General features: G+C 56.6%; 14 protein-coding genes. 3 read left to right on the top strand and 11 right to left on the bottom strand.

The window, feature by feature from the left end; translation table 11 throughout:
• Positions 1-65: 65 nt before the first annotated feature.
• The 4 genes from FHS18_RS04460 to FHS18_RS04445 all read right to left on the bottom strand — a co-directional run bounded on the left by FHS18_RS04460 (position 66) and on the right by FHS18_RS04445 (position 5,227).
• Positions 66-1,442 (bottom strand): glycoside hydrolase family 28 protein, encoded by a 1,377-nt coding sequence (locus tag FHS18_RS04460; RefSeq protein ID WP_183597470.1) that lies wholly within the window; start codon positions 1,440-1,442, stop codon positions 66-68.
• A complete protein-coding gene (locus FHS18_RS04455) occupies positions 1,439-2,587 on the bottom strand; it encodes a glycoside hydrolase family 88/105 protein (RefSeq protein ID WP_183597468.1) in 1,149 nt (382 codons plus the stop codon). The genes FHS18_RS04460 and FHS18_RS04455 overlap by 4 nt, the downstream gene beginning before the upstream one ends.
• Positions 2,588-2,692: 105 nt before the next feature.
• Entirely contained in the window at positions 2,693-4,246 is a 1,554-nt protein-coding gene (locus tag FHS18_RS04450; protein WP_183597466.1) for an extracellular solute-binding protein, read from the bottom strand.
• Positions 4,247-4,369: 123 nt separating this feature from the next.
• A complete protein-coding gene (locus FHS18_RS04445) occupies positions 4,370-5,227 on the bottom strand; it encodes an ABC transporter permease (protein ID WP_246427492.1) in 858 nt (285 codons plus the stop codon).
• Between the two features lie 397 nt (positions 5,228-5,624).
• On the opposite strand from FHS18_RS04445, the gene FHS18_RS04440 reads away from it, so the two are divergent.
• The gene (locus FHS18_RS04440) at positions 5,625-6,509 is read left to right on the top strand and encodes a carbohydrate ABC transporter permease (RefSeq protein ID WP_183597462.1); all 885 of its coding nucleotides are present in this window, start codon (positions 5,625-5,627) and stop codon (positions 6,507-6,509) included.
• Between the two features lie 134 nt (positions 6,510-6,643).
• Here the strand turns inward: FHS18_RS04440 and FHS18_RS04435 are convergent, their stop codons facing one another.
• Positions 6,644-8,899: an AraC family transcriptional regulator gene (locus FHS18_RS04435; protein WP_183597460.1), complete on the bottom strand. Its 2,256-nt coding sequence runs from the start codon at positions 8,897-8,899 to the stop codon at positions 6,644-6,646.
• 125 nt (positions 8,900-9,024) lie between these two features.
• Between FHS18_RS04435 and FHS18_RS04430 the strand changes: the two genes are divergently transcribed.
• Positions 9,025-9,705, top strand: a complete 681-nt coding sequence (locus FHS18_RS04430; protein WP_183597458.1) for a rhamnogalacturonan acetylesterase — start codon at positions 9,025-9,027, stop codon at positions 9,703-9,705.
• A 146-nt stretch (positions 9,706-9,851) separates the two neighbouring features.
• Here the strand turns inward: FHS18_RS04430 and FHS18_RS04425 are convergent, their stop codons facing one another.
• Positions 9,852-11,168 (bottom strand): globin-coupled sensor protein, encoded by a 1,317-nt coding sequence (locus tag FHS18_RS04425; protein ID WP_183597456.1) that lies wholly within the window; start codon positions 11,166-11,168, stop codon positions 9,852-9,854.
• A 144-nt stretch (positions 11,169-11,312) separates the two neighbouring features.
• Positions 11,313-12,197 (bottom strand): LysR family transcriptional regulator, encoded by an 885-nt coding sequence (locus tag FHS18_RS04420; protein WP_183597454.1) that lies wholly within the window; start codon positions 12,195-12,197, stop codon positions 11,313-11,315.
• 172 nt (positions 12,198-12,369) lie between these two features.
• Between FHS18_RS04420 and FHS18_RS04415 the strand changes: the two genes are divergently transcribed.
• Positions 12,370-13,617: an MFS transporter gene (locus FHS18_RS04415; protein WP_183597452.1), complete on the top strand. Its 1,248-nt coding sequence runs from the start codon at positions 12,370-12,372 to the stop codon at positions 13,615-13,617.
• Between the two features lie 83 nt (positions 13,618-13,700).
• Here the strand turns inward: FHS18_RS04415 and FHS18_RS04410 are convergent, their stop codons facing one another.
• From FHS18_RS04410 to FHS18_RS04395, 4 genes are all read right to left on the bottom strand, one after another.
• Positions 13,701-14,783 (bottom strand): alpha/beta fold hydrolase, encoded by a 1,083-nt coding sequence (locus FHS18_RS04410; RefSeq protein WP_183597450.1) that lies wholly within the window; start codon positions 14,781-14,783, stop codon positions 13,701-13,703.
• Positions 14,784-14,912: 129 nt separating this feature from the next.
• Positions 14,913-15,494 (bottom strand): Crp/Fnr family transcriptional regulator, encoded by a 582-nt coding sequence (locus tag FHS18_RS04405; RefSeq protein ID WP_183597448.1) that lies wholly within the window; start codon positions 15,492-15,494, stop codon positions 14,913-14,915.
• 153 nt (positions 15,495-15,647) lie between these two features.
• Complete coding sequence (locus FHS18_RS04400; RefSeq protein WP_183597446.1) at positions 15,648-16,067, bottom strand: RrF2 family transcriptional regulator; 420 nt, start codon at positions 16,065-16,067, stop codon at positions 15,648-15,650.
• 129 nt (positions 16,068-16,196) lie between these two features.
• Positions 16,197-20,579: a carbohydrate binding domain-containing protein gene (locus tag FHS18_RS04395; RefSeq protein ID WP_246427463.1), complete on the bottom strand. Its 4,383-nt coding sequence runs from the start codon at positions 20,577-20,579 to the stop codon at positions 16,197-16,199.
• Positions 20,580-20,626 lie beyond the last annotated feature (47 nt).

Below are 20,626 nucleotides of genomic sequence, written 5' to 3'. Positions count from 1 at the left end.
AGTCCCCTCCTGCATGGGCAGTATGCTTCTCCAGCCGCTCATCCTGTTGGATCGCAGGCCCCCCTCTACTCATGTCCCTGTTCCGCAAACTCCCGTACCGATCCTTTCGCCGCCTCTGCCCGATACACGAGCTGCTCCGGCGTACGCATCCGAACGGAGCGGCAGCCCTCCAGTTCCACCCCTTCGGCCTGCTCAAGGTAGAACGCCGGCCCGTCATGATCCTCGATCGTAACATGGCTGAAGCGAATATCCCGGACATTGCCGAGATAGAAGCCGCGGCGGCTCATTTTCTCGATTCCGTCCATCATGGCCGGGTAGGCCGGCTCCGGGTTCGGCGCCATCGAGATGTCGATATGATCGAAGGTAATCTCGCTGATGTATTGCTCGGCTAGACCGTACAGGAAACCAGCTGCGGCCTGCACGCCTCGCGCCGTGATGCCGCTGAAGTGGATGCGCCTGAAGTTCGGCGTACCTTCATCGACGGGATACGGACTTTTGTCCCACACCTTCTGGTCCTTGCCCTTCGGCCCGCAGAAGTAGTAGAGATTAAGGACGAACGGACAGATGACGTCCTCCATCACGACGTTGCTCACCCGTATATCTTCCACGACGCCGCCGCGTCCGCGCCGGGACTTCAACCGAATGCCGCGGTCGGTCCCCATGAAGATGCAATTGGCAATCGTCACGCGCCGGATGCTGCCGCTCATCTCGCTGCCGATGACGACGCCGCCATGGCCATGCAGCATCGTGCAGCCGGTGACGGTAATGTTCTCGCACGGGATGCGCTCTTCCGTATCCTCGGTGCCCGATTTGATCGTGATGCAATCGTCGCCGACGTCGATGTGGCAATTGCTGATCCGCACATTCCGGCAAGATTCCGGATTGATGCCGTCCGTATTCGGGGAATCCGCGGGGTTGAAGATCCGCAAATTATCGATCGTGACATCCTCGCACGCGATCGGATTGACGGTCCAGCTCGGGGAGTCCACGAGCGTCAGATCGCGCAGCGTCACATGGCGGCAGCGGTCGAAACTGATCAGCTTCGGCCGCGGGTAAGCAAGCCGCTCGAGGTGGTCGCGTTGAAGCTGCCACCAAGGCTCACCGCCTCCATCGAGCTTGCCGAAGCCGGTGACGGCGATATGCTCCAGATTCTCGCCGTAGATGCAAGACATATAGACTTGGCGGCGTACGCCTTCCCACCTGGAATCAACCGGCGCGTAATCGGCCGGGTCCGAGCTGAACGCAAGGACCGCGCCGGGACTAAGATGGAGCTCGATATAACTGCGCAGGCGGATCGGCCCCGTCCGAAACACGCCGGCCGGGACGACGACCGTACCGCCGCCAGCGGCCGAAGCAGCCTCGACCGCCGCTTGAATAGCTGCCGTCGCCAGCGCCTCGCTGTCCGGGGCGGCGCCGTAATCGGTAATCAAGTACCTGCTCATGCCTGGCCAGCCTCCTGTGCCGGACGCCGCAACACCTGACCGTGTTCAACCTCCGCGCACGCCTGCAGGAATGCGCCGAGACCTTTCTGGTCATTGACGATGATCGGCTCGCTCAGATAGTACGCGTATGTTCCGTCCCGGCGGTCTTCGCCGCCCAAGCCCGCAACCTGGCAGTTCTTGTTCAGGTTGATCCAGCCTTGCTGCGTCTCGATCACGAATTCCGCGATCAGGCCGTTAAACGCTTGATTCAGCGTCTCGTTCCACGAAGCGTCGAGCACGCCGAGCCGGATCCCTTTGGCAATGGCGAACGTGATCATAGAGGAAGCGGAAGCTTCCAAATAGTTGCCTTTGCGCCCGCCCTGGTCGAGCACCTGATACCAAACGCCCGTCTCCCGGTCCTGGACGGTTCGCAACGCTCCAAGCGTATCGCGCAGAATGCGCTCCATCTCCGCGCGATCCTGATGATCGACCGGCAGCAGCTCGAGGACGTCTGCCAGCGCCATGACGAACCAGCCCATCGAACGTCCCCAGAAGGACGGCGAATGCCCGGTAAGCGGATCGCACCATGGCTGGACGCGCTTCTCATCCCACGCATGATAGAGCAATCCCGTCGCCTCATCCTTCGTATGCCGTTCGCACAGGATGAACTGCTTCGTCACGTCGTCAAGCCCCTCGCCGTCTTCGAACGTGAGCAGATATTCGAGGTAGAACGGCGCACCCATATATAAGCCGTCCAGCCAGATTTGATACGGATAGATCTGCTTATGCCAGAAGGCGCCTTCCGACGTGCGGGGATGCGAGTGCAGCTGCTCCCGGAGCGCTGATGCCGCAAGCTTGTATTTCTCCTCGCCGGTCTCCCGATAGAGGTCGAACAGCAGCTTGCCGTTGTTGATATGATCGATGTTGTATTCGTCCGCGCGATAGCCGCTAATACTGCCGTCATTGCCGATGAATACATCCATATTGTTTTTAATGTAATCGAAGAACCGCTGCTCGCCCGTAAACTTCCACAATTGGCGGAATCCCCGAAGCACGACGCCATAATCATAGGACCACTTGCCGTTATACCCTTTGCTTTCGGACAGGAGAGGCGTCCTCGACATGATCGTATCAGCCGTACGGATCGCTACACTTAATTGCGGCATGATAAACCTCCTTGGATAAAAAGTACGGTCCTGCTTACGTCGCTTCCGGACGGACAGGACCGCTGTGCTGATTCATCGTTAACGCTTTATCCTGACTGTTATCGCTTACCCTTTTACCGCCTTATAAGCAGCTTCATATTCGCTGATGACTGCGCTGCCGCCGGACTTCATCCACTTGTCGATCGACGCCTTGAACTCGTCGAGGGTCGCTTTGCCCAGGATATACTTGTACGTCGCGTCCGTCATGATTTTCTGCAGCTCGGAGCCTTGCGACGACCAGGTCGCCGATTCGAGCGAATAGAACGGATTAAGGATCGCGTAATTGGCATTGTCCGCGATCAGGCGGTCCGCCTCTTTCTTCAGCGGATCGGCATCGTGAATCGTGTAGCCGACTTCGCTCGGACGGGAGGATGCGAACGGCTGAACTTCCTGCTGCCACAGCGTCGTGTCCGTAATCGTGACCGCTTTGTCCGCATCGGCGGTATAGTGCACGCCCTCGATGCCATACGTCATCAGGCTGTAGATTTCTTCGCCCATCAGTTGATCCACGAAGTTCAGCACCGTCTTCAGCTCCGCCTCATCCTTCACGTCCGTTCTCGGGAAGGAGAGAAGGCCGCCGATGCCGTTGTTGCCGGCCCAGATGCCGCGCTCTTGGCCTGGAGCTGTAATATCGTTCACCATCACCAGCTCCATGTTGTCCTGCACGCCTTTGGACATGTTCAAGAGGTTCTTGCTGTCGAACAGGGCGCCGACGTAGATGCCCGCCTTGCCTTGCGCGAACTTCTGCTGCTGGTCGGTCTTCGCCGTCACGGCGAAATCCTGGTTGATCAAGCCGTTATCGTACAGCTGCTTCATGTAGTCCATCGTAGCGATGTAATTGTCGGTGGTGAATTCCGGTATCGCCTTGCCGTCTTCGACCTTCCAGATGTTCGGCACGCCGAAGTAGGAGCCGACCGTCTTGAATACGCCATAAACGAGATCGCTGCGGTCCATGAAGCCGGTCGTGTCCTTCTGGCCGTTGCCGTCCGGATCCTGCTCGGTGAACGCCTTGGCGACGTTCATCAGCTCATCGGTCGTCTTGGGAACCGGCAGCCCCAGCTTATCGAGCCAATCCTTGCGGATGATGACGCCGTTGCGGGCCATTGCCTTCTGGAACGGAACGCCATACAGCTTGCCTTCAATGGAAGCCGAATCCCGGACATCCTGCGAGATCGTCTTCAGGTTCGGGAATTCGTCGAGGAACGGGCCGACATCCCAGAACATGCCGGATTTCAGCGCGCTGCGCACGGACGAATTGTCCAGAATGGTAAGCGTAACGATATCCGCCAGCGAGTTGGACGCGAGCGACGTATTGATCCGCTCTTCCTTGGACGCATCCGGAACCCAGGAGAAGCTCAGCTCCGTGTTAGTCAGCTCTTCGATTTTGTCCAGCACCGTATCGGTCGGCGGCGAAGCGGTGTGCAGAATGTTGAGCCAGGAGATCTTGGCCGGCTCCGCATTCTTCTCCTCTGTGCCGGATGTATTGGGAGCGGCGGAGGAGCTGCCCTCGTTGCCTGTATTCGCATTGCCATTACCGTTGCCGCCGCTGCTGCAGGCGCTAAGCAGCAAAGTACTGCCGAGGAGCAGCAGCGCTGCTTGCTTCATTTTTCTTTTGTCCATGGTCCCATTCCCCTTTGGTTTCAGTAATTGAGATGGTCATGCTCTATCTTCCGTCCGCGCCGCTTGCGGTCACGGTTAGAATTCCAACTTGTCGCACGTGCAACGAGGCATCGGCACGAACGATTAATACACGCCGTCTTCGCCCATCTTCCTGGCAAGCTTGTTCGCAGCCACGACCAGGATGAGGCCGACCAGACCTTTGAACAAACCGACCGTCGTACTGTAGCTGAGCTGGCCGTTCTTGAGGCCCGCCGTATAGATGTACGTATCGAAGATCTCCGCAACCTCCCGGTTGAGGGAGTTGAGCAGCAGGTACATATGCTCGAAGCCGAGGTCCAGCGTACTGCCGATCTTCAGGATGAGCAGCGTGATGATGACCGGACGGATCGCGGGCAGCGTCACATGCCACATTTTGCGCAGACGCCCTGCGCCGTCCATCTCCGCCGCTTCGTATAGCTGCGTGTCGACGACCGTGATGGCCGAGATGAAGATAATCGTTGACCAGCCGAGCTCCTTCCAGATGATCTGGCCGATGTACATCGCTCGCAGCCACTCCGGCGAGGTCAGGAAGCTGACCTTCGGCAGTCCGACGCTGGCCAACAGTTCGTTCAGCACGCCCCCGTCCACCGTTAAGAAGACGTAACAGATCGAGACGATAATAACCCAGGACAAAAAATGGGGAATGTAGATGATCGTCTGCACGGCGCTCTTGAAGAACCGGTGCCTGACCTCGTTAAGCATAAGCGCCAGGATGATCGGCAGCGGGAAGAAGAAGATGATGTTCATCGCGAACAGGACGAGCGTATTGCGCAGCAGCATCATGAAGGTCGGCTCCGTGAACAGGCGGATAAAATGTTTGAAGCCTACCCATGGACTGTCCGCGACGCCAAGGTAAGGCTGGTAATCCTGGAACGCGATGACCAAGCCCCCCATCGGCAAATACTTAAAAGCGATAAAATAGAGGAAGCCGGGCAGGATCATAAGATAGAGAAGTTTGTTCCGGCGGATCCCCTTCCAATGGTACGCAGCTCTCTTCTTGCGAACGGGAGCGATTGAGAGCGGGACCGCTGCCGCCGTCGATTCTTTCATGCGATTGCCTCCTTGTAAGCGCTGCCTTGATGACTCAAGCGTAGGCGTTTTTGGGCATTCCGTACATAATCATTTGCCCATCTCCAACCGCAAACCCCGTCGTTATGCGGTTTTCACGGTGCGTATCTGGGCTTGTGAGCACGGGATAAGCTGATGATTATCGCCCTCCATGCCCCTGTAATCGGCCCGGGTGACGCTACCAGACAACTCCTCGGCTGCGGATTATATACGGAATCGCTCCCCCTTGCTACAGTCGAATTATCTCGCACCCACTAAGGAGGACAACCGCATGTCGTCATCATCGTTCAAAAAAGAATCGCTAGGCAGCCGGCTGTTTCAAGCGGTCAACCATACGGTACTGGCGCTGCTTGCACTGATCTGTCTCGTCCCGTTCCTCAACGTCTTCGTCAGCTCGTTCGCGACGACGGAGGAGGTGGTCGCCAAGAAGTTCATCCTGTTCCCGACGACCTTCTCGCTGGACGCTTACCGCTACATCTTATCGACGCCTACCATATTCAAAGGTCTCGGCGTATCGATCGGCGTCACGGTCGTCGGCACGGTCGTCAGCATGGCGCTGACCGCTCTCATGGCCTACGGCCTGTCCCGCAAATATCTGTACGGCCGCGACTTCATTAACTTCGTCGTCGTCTTCTCGATGCTGTTCTCCGGCGGCATGATCCCGACCTTCCTCGTCGTCAAATATTTCGGCCTCATCGATTCCTATTGGTCGATGATCGTGCCGGTAGCCGTCAATGCATTCAATCTGATCATCATGCGCAACTTCTTCCAGGCGCTTCCCGAGGGGCTCGAGGAATCCGCCAAGATCGACGGCTCGAACGACTTCGGCGTCTTCTTCAAAATCATGCTGCCGCTCGCCATCCCGTCGATCGCCACGATCTCGCTGTTCTACGCCGTTACCTATTGGAACACGTATATGAACGCGATCCTCTACATTACCGACTCGACCAAATGGCCGATCCAAGTGCTGCTCAGACAGATCGTCATCGTCTCCAGCGGCATGCAGGCGGAGAGCACTTCGGTCGACGTCATCCCGCCGGCGCAGACGATCAAGATGGCCGTTATCGTCGTCGCGACGATTCCGATGCTGATCGCCTATCCGTTCGTGCAGAAGCATTTCGTCAAAGGCGCCCTGATCGGAGCCGTGAAAGGATAGCCGGATCAGCGTGAAGATCTCTTGAATTTCAAAAAGCCGCTAGTCCTTATCGGGCTGCGGCTTCCTTGCGCGGTTGACGGATGCAGACTTGAGCCTGGCTCCTGCCGCCGGCATTCACAATTATGCTTGGGCGGCTAAGAGCTTTGCCTTTCTTTCCGGTAAACGCCAGGCGTCATATTTTCTTTTTTGCGGAACGAACGAATGAAATTCTGCGGGTTCTGATACTGCAGCCGCTCGGCGATATCCTTGACGGGCAAGTCCGTCTCGGTCAGCCACTTCTTGGCCATCTCCAACCGGTAGTTCATCAAATATTCGCTGAACGTGATGCCGAACTCCTTGCGGAAGATGCTGCTCAGATAGTTCGGATTGTAGTGCAGCCGATCGGCTATGAGCTCGAGCGACAGCTCCTGGTCATATTCGCTGCGCACGATGGCGGCGATCTGGTCGGACAGCGACCGGAATTGGCGGTTCGTCTTCTCCTTCATGCAACGGACCATCGGATGAATCGCTTCCTCGATCAGAATCCGCTCGATCTCCTCCGGATTGCGGATCTGCAGCAGCCGGTGGAAAAGCGAGCTGTTGTCCGGCGTGAGCAGCACCTGAATGCCGAGCAGCTGCTCGAGCTGAATCAGGTTATTGACCAGGCGGATGAGCGTCATCTCGAAGTCGGTCGAGTTCTTGCTCGTCTTCATCATCTCGGCCAGGAACGGGTACAGCGCGCCGGTGACGCCCAACTCGTCGCCGAGCCGGATCGCGTCGAACAGCGCATTCTCCAGCTGCGTCGGGTAATGGAGCACGACGGGACCGGAGATGAGACCGGACACGTCCTCGTAGAAAATGATCGATTCCTTGCCGAGATTGAGCCGCTGATGCAACGCCTGCTTGCCCATCTCGCACGCTTCCTTGCTGCCGGTGGCCAAGTCCTCGTACAGACTGCTGAACCCGACGCTGATCGATACTTTGAGGTAGTCCCTGGCATGGCGTACCGCGGCCTTCGCCGTCGCCATCAGCCAGCGCTGGCTGTCTTCCTCCGACCGTTCCCGCAGCGTCAGAATCGTCGCCTGCGTGTTCTCGTTCAGGACGATCGGCTGCAAGCGATGCTCGGCGGGCACGGTCTCTTCGATCATCCGGTTCAGTCCGAGCAGCAGCATGTCCTTGTCCGCTGCATCACGGCCCCCGTAGCTGTCCAGTTGGATCAGCATGACCGTATACTTGCAGCCGGGATCGAGCCGATACCCGAAACGCTGCAGCTGATGCTCGAGATCCACCGGCGCGACGCGTCCGCGGAACAGATTCTGGACCAGATACGATTCCAGCTTCGGCAGTTCGGACTCCATGAGGCCTTCGAGGCTCTTCTTCTCGTCGATGATCGCGTCGATGGATTCCACGATCCAGTCGATGTCGTTGCTCTTGACGTTCGACGCGGCCGATGCCGTGCTCGGCAGCCGGCGCTGAATGCGCTTGATCGAGTTGGCAAAATAATACGCGATAAAATAAGCAATGACCGTAATGAGGGCCGTAATGACGAGTCCCATCAGGATCAAGCCGAACCGGGTCGCGCGAAGCGCCTCGGTCGTCTCCTCCGGCTTCAGCAGCGTCGCGTAGATCCAATTGTTGTAATCGGATCTGGCATAGACGATGTCCGCGTTCGCCGCTTCCTTGCCGGTCAGCTCATAGATCCCGCTCCGTTCGCGGTTGCCATCGGCTACCTGCAACGCCAAGTCTCCCAGCTGTTCCCGCGGCAGCGCAAGCGGCTCATTCTCGTACAGTACCTCGCCGTCGCTGTTCAAGATGAAGATCGTCGAGCTATCGTCGGTGCGCAGCATCCGATCGAGGTTGCTAAGCGACAGATCGGCCAGCGCAAGGGCTTCCTTCTTGTTCGAGAATGCCGGCAGCGTATAGACGAAGCGAAGCCCGCTGTCGGTAGGCAGCCAGAACAGGCCGCGCTGCTGTCCGGTAATATAGGAATCCACAAGCTCCGACTTCTTCAAGGCGGATAACTGCGACAGCTTGCCACCCGCAATCTCCCAGTTCTCCACCAGGCTGATCAGCGTATATTGAGCGCCTTCCAGCCCCATCGAAGCGATATAATTGAGCTGCGTGTTCACGTTGCGGTAAGCGTCGAAATCCTGCTCCGTAATCGGATGTTGGATGACATCGCGGAACGAACTTGTGGTACTATAGGTACTGAAAGCGTATTCAATTGTTTTGATCTTTTGCTCCAGACTATTCCTCGTCTGGGAGATGAAGCTTTGCTTGCTGCCGGCTTCCCGGTCGATGACCGAGTGCATCGTCGACATGTAGATATACGTGCCGAAGCTGGCTACAAGGCTAATGCCGAGGATAAGGATGGAGGCGAATATCCGTAAGAACGTGGTTCCTCTTTTCATCGCGAACTCCTTTACCACCATTATAAGGACCTTGACCCATTATATAGGCTACCCTGAGTTTTTGACAAATGATTTAGTACCTACGTTGATGTAAATTAAAGCGATTACAAGGAGGATAACCGAAGATGACGACGATCTATCTCGCAGGAGATTCCACCTGCGCCCAGAAAAGCGGCGGCGAGAAACCGATGGCCGGTTGGGGCGAATTCCTTCCCCTTTACTTCATGCCGGCCGCGCGCGTCCGCAATTGGGCCGTCAACGGCAGAAGCACGAAATCGTACATAACAGAAGGTCGGCTGGAGGCTATTAAGCGAGCCATCCAACCCGGGGATTTTCTGTTCATTCAGTTCGGCCATAACGACCAAAAGATCGAGGATCCTACCCGATACTGCAACGAGGAGGATTACAAACGGAACCTGCTCGCGTTCATTGAAGCCGCCCGGAGCGCGGGCGCATCGCCGGTGCTGCTCACCTCCGTAAGCCGCCGGAGATTCGACGCAGATGGCAAGCTCGATCCTGAAGCGGTCGGTCCCTATCCAAGATGGATGCGTGAATTGGCAGCCGAGTCCGGCGTTCCGCTGCTCGATCTGTTCGCGCTGTCGCAACAGCTGCTCGAAGAGACCGGCGTGCAAGACAGTATCGGCATGTTCACGCACCTGGCTCCGGGCGAGCATCCGAACTACCCGGACGGCTTGACGGACGATACGCATTTCTCGGAGGAAGGCGCGCAAGCGATCGCGCGTTTGGCGCTTATCGCAATCCTTGACTGTCCGGAATTAACAGTGCTTAGGGATTGGCTGCGCTAAATTAGGCATCAAGTTATTTCACCGCTCTCGCAGCGGTTCCATACCAACGAATGAAGGGCTTCCCATTATTAGGAAAGCCCTTCAGGCGCTCAGCAATTTTTCCTTCCTGCACTATGACGCTAACTACGCGGACGACCTGGTGAAGCTCAGCGCACCGAACTCGCCGTATCGCTAAGCGTTTCCGTCGAGACAGCTACCTTGCCGGTCGCTTGGCCGATCTCCTGAATAACGTGAACGAGGCCGCGTATTTCCTTCTCGACGAGCACCGCCTCATCCATATTAGCCCCTAGGGACAGCATGATATGATTGAAGGCTTCCCGCGTAGTCGCAGACGCTGTCAATCCGTTCGTCACCAGCGTCTGCACCGAGTGGATGGCATCTTCCACGTGCGCGGAATACTGGTTCGTCTGATCGATCAGTCCTTGAATCTGCTCCAGAGACTGCTTGGTCTGTTCCGCAAGCTTCTTGACCTCGCTCGATACCACCGTGAAACCTCTTCCATGCTCGCCTGCCCTTGCGGCTTCGATCGCTGAATTGAGCGCCAGCAAATTCGTCTGTTCGGCAATATCCTTGACGATATGGACCACTTTCGTAATCTGGCTCGCCGAATCGCCTAGCCGCGTCACCACCCTTGCCATCTCGCCGGTGCTGCTATCGATCGATTCAATGCTGCCGACCAGTTGCTGCATGCGCTGCTCCCCTTCTTCGGCGATCATGCGGGTTTCGCGGCTATTCACCGCGCTGCGCTGAACCATCCCGCTCACGTCATGGCTGCTGGCGATCAATTCGGCTACGGCTGCGCTCGTTTCCTCCGCCAACGCCGCAACCTCGGTGCTGGTAGCGATCATTTGATGGACGAGCTGCTCTTTCTTCTGGTACTCGATTTCCTTTTGGCGCAAATTCTCTTTCTCATAAGCATCCAACACGATCTGCTGTTCGAAATTCAGAATCTTGGTTACGACCCGGCTGATGCGCAAGCTTTCGTCCCGGCGCTCGACCTGCTCGTTCACGATGGTAAGCAATGTGTTCAATAAGTTCTGGAACGCCCCTAAGTACCACTTGGAATCCAGGCCGATCCTTGAATGAACCAAGGATACCCGCATCCGTTTGGCCAGGAATTGTTCGTCGATTCGCCCATCGAACATCTCGATCAGATGCTGCTCCAGCGTTTGCTTCAAACGCTCTACCGTGCTGTGCGTCTGAATTAATTGTTTCAGCGACTCGACCTTCAGGACCGCGCCATAGAAACTATCCACGATTTGTCCGATATTCGCTTGAATGAGAGGCTGCAACCGCTTGCCGATCCGTACTTCTTCCTCCGTAAGCTCGATCATGCCCAGTTGCTTCGCAAGCTCGGGATCGTCCAGCCGCATCGTGACTTCGATCTCATGAAGCTTGTCCAAATATGCAGGCGCTTTCTTTCTCTCTCTCGACAACCCGAACGAGAACGGGCATTTGCTCATGTTGATTCCCCCAAGTTAACTGCCAGTCGTATACAAAGATGCTGTAACCTTACATCATTGTATAGGGAATCGGATATGAAAGAAATGTTAACTTGGCTAAAGTTATGTTTAAATCCTCTGCAAGTAAAACCGACAGAGATCGCTTCACTTCTCCAGCTGCGCATAAAATTCGATCACGAACTGTTGGAAGCGCTGAGCCGCGAACGACAGGTAATGCCGCTTCGACCAGGCCAAGCCGATCGTAACCGTACAGTCGGGATCCTCGATCCGCAGTTTGTTCGGCACAAGATGCGCCCGCTTGCTCCAGCCCAGTTCGGAGAGGAACGTGATGCCGAGCCCGCGCCTTAGCAGCAGGAGACTCGCCTCCGATTCATCCACCTCAATCATCGTATTCGGCGTGAAGCCTGCCTTCATGCACAGATTATCCGTCATATCGCGAAAAAAGTAGCCTGTCCGAAGGCCGATGAACGACTCGTCCTTCAGCTCGATCAACGAGACGCTGTCCCGCCCAGCCAGCCGGTGATTGTCCGGCACGCAGACGAACAGATCCATCGTAATGAGCGGACGCCATTCGAAGTCTTCCCCTTCCAGCGGAGCCGTCGTAAGACAGAGATCGATCTGCCCGTCCTCAATCATTCGCTTGATGCCCGCTCTTGGCTCCAGCACCTGACGAATATGCACGCTCGGATACAGCTCCAGGAAAGCCGCCAGAAGTTCGGGGATGACGTTGGAGATGGAGGCTGCTAGCGAGACGCTGCCCCGGTTCAGCCCTGCCATATCCCTGACTTCCCGCTTCCCTTCCTCTAGTTCCCGGAAGGCGCGCTCGACTCGTTCGAGGAATACTTTGCCGAATGAACTCAGCCTAATATTACGCCCTTGCCGGTCGAATAGCGGAACCCCGACATGCTCCTCGAGCCTGGAGATCGTTTTGCTCAAGGAAGGCTGCGCGATCTTCAGCTCTTCGGCGGCCTTAGTCATATGCTCATATTTGGCCGCGACCCGGAAGTAATGCAATTGGAGCAGCTCCATGCCCTCACCTCATATATAGACTTATAGCTATGAATATATAGATTAACATGTATTATACACCATCAATTAACCTCTCTATAATAAACAACGTAGTCCCCCAATACAAGGCATGGAGCATGGCCCGCAAGTCCCGCTATGTCTCCAATACAAACCCAAAAGGAGTCTTCCCGACATGCAATCTTCTGCAGCAAGTCAAAAACAGGCTGCCGCCGCGATAAAGCCGCAAACGCAACCGGTCAGCATGTTCAACCAGTCCAAAGCGGTATTGGCCGTCGTCTTCGCCAGTATCATCGCCTTCATGGGTCTAGGGCTCGTCGACCCGATCCTGCCCGCAATTGCGGAGAAGCTCCATGCTTCCCACAGCGACGTCACGCTGCTGTTCACCAGCTATAACGCGGTTATGGCCGTGGCGATGCTGATTACGGGCGTCATCTCATCGCGGCTGGGCGTCAAATGGACGTTGCTCACGGGCATCATTATAATCGCCGTCTTCTCGGCGCTTAGCGGTATGTCCAATGGCATCTGGAGCCTCGTCTGGCTGCGCGGCGGCTGGGGGCTGGGCAATGCGCTGTTCGTCGCAACCGCGCTATCCGCCATCGTGTCGCTTTCGAGGACGGGCGTAGCCCGCTCGATCATTTTGTTCGAGGTCGCCGTCGGTCTTGGCATCTCGGTCGGACCGCTGCTGGGCGGCGAGCTCGGCGCCATCTCTTGGCGCGGCCCGTTCTTCGGCGTTGCCGGGTTGATGGTGCTGGCGTTCCTCATGATCTCGATTCTGATGCCGAAGCCGGCGCCCGCTGTCCGCAAGAAGAGAGCTTCGCTCGCCGATCCGTTCCGCGCGCTCCGATTCAAAGCGCTTCGGACATTCGGCATCGCTGCCGCGCTCTACAACTTCGGCTTCTTCACGCTGCTGGTCTACGCCGCGCTCGTGCTCGGCAAGCTGGGACTCGATGAGCATCAGCTTGGTTACGTCTTCCTCGGCTGGGGGTTAATGCTTGCCTTCACCTCGGTCTTCATGGCGCCTAAGCTGCAGAAGCGCTTCGGCACGCTGCCTTCGATGATGGTCCAGCTGCTGCTCTTCGCCGTAACGCTGTTCGTCATGGCCAACTGGACGACGGACAAAACCGTGCTGATCGTCGCCGTTATCGTCGCCGGCGCATTCCTGGGCAACAATAACACGCTGATCACGACCGCGGTCATGAACGCCGCCCCGGTCGAGCGCCCTACCGCTTCCGCGGCTTACAGCTTCCTGCGCTTCATCGGCGGAGCGCTCGCGCCTTATCTGGCCGGTAAGCTCGCGGAATGGTTCAATCCGCATATGCCGTTCATCGTCGGCGGCGCCTTCGTCGTCCTGGCCGTCATTTATCTCTACTTCAACCGTAATCATCTGAAGCATGTCGACGCCGTGGAAGGCGGACATTAATTCAGCAAGCGTAAGAGCGCCGCTGCGTATGCAGGGCGCTCTTCGTTGTGGGATATGGTCCAACAAACATTACGATCTGTCCGTTATCCGGCCAACTGCCCGACAATCCCCTTCAGCGCGCGGCTGAATGCCTCCGGCTGTTCGAGCATCGTGTCGTGACCGGCATCGTCAATGGTATGCCGCTGCTTGGAGGGAGCCTGGATCATCTCGTAGTAGTCGTCAAGCATGTATCGAAAGTGAAGATCGTACTCACCGATCATCATCACGACCGGCACCTCGAAGCCGACGCCCCGTTCCCTAAGATCGAAGCGTGAGACATACTCGGCCAGCGGCGCTTGAAGCGCTTCCCTTTTCGAGAAATAAGCAAGCTGGTTCAAGGAGAAATACGGGGAGCGAAGACCGGTTTTGATGAACATCCACGGATCCGGCTTGTACGCATAATAGCGCTTGGCAATCCGGTACAGATCCGCGGCGATCTTCTCCGTCTTGACGAAGCTTTGCCGCAGCGAGGCGGCAAGCCGATCGACGGCCGCCGCATCTTTGGTTGACCCTTGCGCTTCCGCCCGCTTCCGAATTTCCGCCGCCATCCGTTCGACGCCCTCGTCCAGTTGGACAACCTGGGCCACGCCGATATAGCCGCTGGTCAATGCGGGATAACGCTGCACGAACAAGCTGCCGATGATCGTCCCCCACGAATGACCCATTATAATGATAGATTCTTGTCGGAATCGCTTCTTGAGGTATAGCACGATCTCGTGAATGTCCTCTACCATCCGGTCCACCGTGAGCGTCGCCAATACTTCATCGGCATGGTTTTTATTGAGCAGATAGGTCCGCCCCGCATTGCGCTGATCCCAATTGACGACGGTACAATACGACTCCCATTCGTATTGGTACTTATACAGCATCGGCGTCATCGGCCCGCCGGGTCCGCCATGCAGGAATAGCACGACCGGGTTGCCGCTGTCCTCGCCTCTTATGTACAAATATTGCTTGATCCCGCCGATATCCAGCACAAGCTCCTCGTCAATCCCCTTCTCCGAACGGATCTGGTGTGCCTTGTAGATCTTCCGGCTTATGACTTGGCGGTATATAAGCAAGACCCCTGCGCCGGCGACAAGCAGCCTGAGCAGGATCTGCAGCATTACGATCATCACATTCATCATTCGACTTCACTCCTGATTGCCGCTACACCCGCTTCTTGCATCTTCCAATCCTCCTAGCATTGCCACTACGGCAAGCGCGCAACCTCGCGCTTGCCGCCAACGATCGCTGCGCGCTGCCCGTCCCGATTCTCATGTGCCATGCTGGACCCGCTTCTTGATCCGGCTTAACGATTCCGGCGTAATGCCCAGATAGCTCGCCAGCTGGTGCTGCGGGACTCGTTCGATTAGAGACGGACGTTCATGCAGTATCGCGCGGAAACGCTCCTCCGGCGTCGAAGCCATGAAGGCCGCGAACGCTTCTTGCATCTGCCCGAAATTTGCTTCGATCATGCGGCGGGTCATATTCGCCAGCTGCGTATGTTTATTGTACATCTCTTCCTCGATGGCCAGCTCGCCAACGACGAGCACCGTATCTTCCAGACAGGTGAAGGTGTAGGCCGAGGCCTGGTCGGATCGGTGCAGATTGAAGACGGCGATGGCCTGCTCTTCCGTGTAAAATTGCGAGGTAACCTCCCTGCCGTCTTCATGCACCGCGAACTGCCTGACGCATCCTTGCAGGATGAAGTAGCAATGCGTCGGCACATCGCCTTGGCGCAGCAGGACCGTGCCTTTGGGATATTCCTTGATGACGAGATCCTCGATGACCGCCTGCTGCTCTTCCACGGTAAGCGTGGTCCATCTGGACATGTATTTGAATAGCACCTCTTCCAACAGGCGTCCCTTCCTTCCTCTAGTAAAGGATGAAGCGTTCATATCCCTTCCATTCTACCATCCCGCAACGTTAGCGACGATGAGAATTAATGGCGAAGAGGAGTACTCCGTCCGGAGCACTCCTCTCTTGTTAGCATGTATGGAACGGCCGATTTACTGCGCGGTCGCGTCATGACTGCAATTCTTCATCTGTTCCGCGAGTTCCCCCAGCGTCTGGCTGCGCAGATGCTCTTCCATTTTCGTTTCGGCTGCCAGCACCACCTGCTGAATCCGGCATTCCGGACCGTGATCGAGGCTGCAGTCGAACAGCGAAGCCGTCCCTTCGATCGCATGGATGATATCGAGGAAGGAGATTGCCTCCCAATTCCGCCGCAGCCGATAGCCGCCATTAGCGCCGGAGGCGGACTCGATCATCCCCGCTTTCACGAGCTTCGTTAAAATCTTGGATAGATAAGTAGGCGATACCTCTTGCTGCTGTGCCAGCTGCTGCACGCCGATCGGCTTCTTCTGCGGCTCGATCGCCAGGAAGAGCATCGTATGAAGGGCATAGTTCGTTGCTTTCGAGTACTTCATAGGCCTTACGTTCACCTCGGATACAAGACTTTATCCATCGATAATAGCCGTTATCGGAGAGGAACGTCAAGCTTGCCTCTTGCCTAAGCCATCCTTCACTACTGCAAGTTCCCCAATTGCCGATTCGGGTTAACTCGCCGGTCCGATATTCACCAAACTGACCTCAGAGATCGTAATATCGGTCTGGCCAGCATTTCCGCCCAGAATATTCCCCATGTCGAAGGAAATGCGCGAATTCGAATAACCATCCGCTGCCGCATCGAACGTGAACGTAAAGGTCTGCTCCTCGGTCGTTAGATCGATCTGCTGGCCGAAATAACCGTGCCATTCATAATTGGCCGCGACGTCGACCCAGCCGATGCCGATCCCCATCTTGCGCGCGGTACTCGCTTGGGCCTTGAAGGTAATCGTATAGCGGGAGCCCTCCTCTATAGCGAATCCTTCGTTAATGACTTGCCGATCCCAGGCATTATCCCCAACCGTCCCGATCGAGGCGCGTAACTTCCCACCCTCGGCAGCAATGGCGAGCTGTGAGGGGTCGCCGGCCGAATAGGAGAACCAGCCGTCAGTCCCTTGCGCAAAATCGCCGTTGTGCAGCAGATTGATATGAACCGGCTGACCGCCGTTATCCGCAGCGCGATTCACCTCGTACAGCCTCACGTTATCGAGAGTTACCGAATGCGAGCCTTCGGCCGACGCTGGCTGGCCGAATCCGAAGGCGATGACAGACGCCATGTCCGAGTCATGCTCCATCGTGAACGTATAACTGTAATGCGCGGAGTCTTCGGTCAGTGCTGCCTCTTCGTTCAAATATTTGGCGTAATCGCCGCTGCTCTTCGATACGACTGCCTGCATGGATCTCGGTACCGAAGACGAAGCATCGAATTCCAACCGGTAAGTTCGACCCTGCTTAATAAGCAGATCGTATTGCTGCAGCTGCTCATCCCACCACTGCGTTCCTGTCCCTGGCAGCCGCACGGATAGCTCGCCCGCTTCCGTAGCCTCCGCTGAGGCACCGCTTGACGTTATCAAGCTCCATTCGTTCATGTCGGTATCGAAGGTCCCGTTGCGAACGAGACTCTCCGCCATATCGACCCATAGCGTATTATAGTCGTATCCTTCCATATCAATATAATAACTGTGTCCGCTCTCCAACCGGACAGGATCAAAATAGACGGTGCGGTAGGTTTGCCAACCGCCCGTATTCCCCAGCATGTAGGCCGAAGCGGCAATGGTCGTTCCTTCCTCGTCCCGTACGCTTACTCTGATCGGCGAATCTTCTTCGCCGCTCGCCACGCGCGCAGAAAGGACATAATCGGCATTCCGTTCCACGCTGACCTTATATTGAAGCAAATCGCCCTCATCCATATAGCCGACGTTCTTGCCGCCCTCTCCGGAATCCTCCAGCTGCAGCCCTTGCATCTCCCAAGCTTGCGTGGCCGAGGCGTGCGCATAGCCATTCACATGGATCGGTTGTCCCCGCTTCACAAGACGCACATTGTCCATATATACCGTTCCGGCGCTTCCGCCGAAGAGCAATCGAAGTTCGGATTCCACGGCCGCCGCCCCTTCGCCGATTACGATATCCTTGGCATAGGTTTGCGGCTCCGTGCCAAGCTGAACGCTCGTTCCTTTCGGGAATTGCACGCTGCCTCCATCGGTGCGTTCAAGCCCAATCTCCATGCTCCGCGGTCGATCGGATCGAGCATCGAAATAAAGCCCATAGGTCGTATTCGGCTCAAGCGGTAACTCCGGCTGCGATACAGCTATCGCATTGGCATCTGTTCCGCCGTCTTCGGACCCGACGACAAGCTGGCGTTCCATGATCGGGAACTTCAGGAAGTTGTTGACGCCGATCTGCGCTTTTGCCTCAGGAGTGATCGTGCTCGTCCAGAAGGCCAGACGGTCTTGGCCTTGGTCGAACGTGCCGTTATAGACCAGATTGCCGTCCGGCAACGCCGCACGTACGACCAACTCATCCGGCAGCGGCTCGGCATCGCCGATCTCGGTCAATTTCACGTTCGCGATATAGACCGTTTCCGCATCCAAGCCTAGATTAAATTCGAATCGCGCATTGTTATCCGTGCTCTCACGCATGTCGAACGTATATGCGTACGGCTGCCAGTCTGTCGTGAGCGTGAAATAGCGTTCGCCGGAATAATTCTTCCAGCTCTTCTGATATTGGTTCACCTTGGACATGATGGACCGGCTCGCATCGGCCTTTGCATCGAAGGTCACCTGATACTTCTTGCCCTTCTGAATGTACATCGGGAGCTGCGTCAACTGCACCGAGTACAGCTGCTCCCCAGGCTGCGTGATCGAGACTTTGGCCGCTTTCCCCTTCACCTCATCGTTAATGACGGACACGCTGCCGGCGCCATTGGCATTGAGCAGGTACTGCCAATCTTGAGGCACACCGCCCGCATCCACATCGCCGGTAAAATCATCATTATACAGCTGATTGCCGTCCGCCTGCGGTTCGCGTTGAGCGGGGGGCTCAGGCGGGTTGCCCGTCACATCCGGCCAGCTGCTTAAATTCTCATACGAATAGACGCGGACGAAATCGACCTTCATCTCATCCGATACGAATGCTTCACTCGGCGAGCCCGGCCAATCGCCGCCGACGGCTAGATTCAGAATCAAGTAGAACGGCCGGTCGAACGGAGCCGGATACGTATAATATTCAGGCTGTCCCGGACCCTTCGTCTTCCAATCGCTTACTTCATGATAAAGCTGGCCGTCCACATAGAAGCGAATGACGCCCGGGAGCCATTCGACTTGAAAATCATGATAGCTATCCGCGAAGGATTGCCCGCTCTGGAGATCATAACTGCCTTGATCGGAGCCGTGCGATCCATCCGGCTGAACGCTGTCGTAGTGCAAAGTACCGTAGACGCGGCTCTTGTTCTTCTCCCCGCCGATCAACTCCATAATGTCGATCTCGCCGGCGGCTGGCCAGCCGCCGTAATGCGCTTCATCTGTCGGCAGCATCCAGATCGCCGGCCACATCCCCTGATCGACCGGAAGCTTCGCGCGCACGACAACCTTCCCGTATGTCCAATCGCCTTTGCCCTGCGTGATTAACTTGGCGGACGTATAATTACTGCCGCGATAGGCTTCCTTCTTCGCCTCCAGCTGGAGTACACTGCGGCTGCCGTCCTTCACGATGCTCGCATTGTTCGGCGAATAATATTCCAATTCGTTGTTATACACGACGTCAGTATCCACGACCGTCCACTTCGATGCGTCAACCGCGGCAGCGTCGAATTCATCGTTCCAGATCAGCTTCCAATCCTTATCCGGAATCGTCGTAGGCGGTACAGGCAACTCTGAACTCGGCGAGCCCGGGTTAGGCGTTGTCGTCACCACCGGCTGCCCAGCTTCGTTCTCCTCCGGTCGCATCGAGCTCGTTAAGCCGGCTAGAACGGACTTACCGTTAACCGTTACGCCATTTGCCTCGATCGTCAGGTGGTCGATCGTCCCTTCGCTTGTCAGCTGCGATCGTTCCGCTTGATCGCCGATCGCAAGCTTACCGATCACGCTATCCTTGGATAATTCGATCTGCGCTGCCTGCATCACGGTTACGTCATTCGCCTTCGTCCCATCAAGGAACGCAACACGGACCGGATCGCCGGACTTGTCGATGACCACGCGGTCAAGCTGCGAATGATGAAACTCGATGGAATGGCTGCCGCCGCCCTTAATGATCGTATTTCCCCTGACCATGACGCTATTCAAGGTAATCTCGCCTTCTCCAATGCCTTCCGTCAACAGAAGGCTGCCATCGATGACCGTATTCTTCACCGTTACGCCTTCCGACCGGACGATGACATTCCCTTCGATCTGACCAGCCTCGTAGACAGACGGCGCAGTCACGATATCGGCTATCATGCCCGTCAGCAGCACCGCCGCTTCCGCACGAGTGATCGGCTTCTTCGGAAGGAGCATACCGTTTGCGCCTTTCATGGCTCCGCTTCCTACGAGATAAGTGAGCGCTTTCTTTGCATATCCGCCAATCGCTCCCGCATCGCTGTAAGTTTGCAGCACCGCTTCGGATTTATCGCCTTTCGATAGCCGGAAGGCGCGATCAAGCATGACAGCCGCTTCTTCACGCGTAATATCCGCCTCCGGGGCGAAATGCTCGTCATCGATCCCGTTCACGATGCCCGAACCGCTCGCACTCCGGACGGAATCGTAATACCAGCTTCCTTCCCGCACGTCCTCGAACTGATTCGCCGCCTTGCCCTTGAATCCGAACGCCCGATCCAGCACCGTAACGAATTCCGCTCTGCTGATAAGCCGCTTCGGCTGGAAGCTGCCGTCCGCAAATCCTTTCATAAGGCCCCAGGCCTCCAACTCCTCGGCTGCGGGCTGTGCCCAGTGGCCGCTCAGATCCGCGAATCCGGCAACAGCCTTGGGCTGCTCCAATTCTTTTCCGTATGCGGTTGGACTAAGCGCACTCAGGAACAACCCGCTGATCAGCGTAACCGATATCCATTTTCTACTCATCATATCCCCCTCATCTCGTGCTTTCTGACCTAACTCTTGTTCTTGCGGTC

The organism is Paenibacillus phyllosphaerae (genome assembly GCF_014192105.1).
Classification (GTDB): domain Bacteria; phylum Bacillota; class Bacilli; order Paenibacillales; family Paenibacillaceae; genus Paenibacillus_Z; species Paenibacillus_Z phyllosphaerae.
Note: the sequence above shows the minus strand (reverse complement) of the source record. Positions and strands in the feature narration are given on the sequence as shown.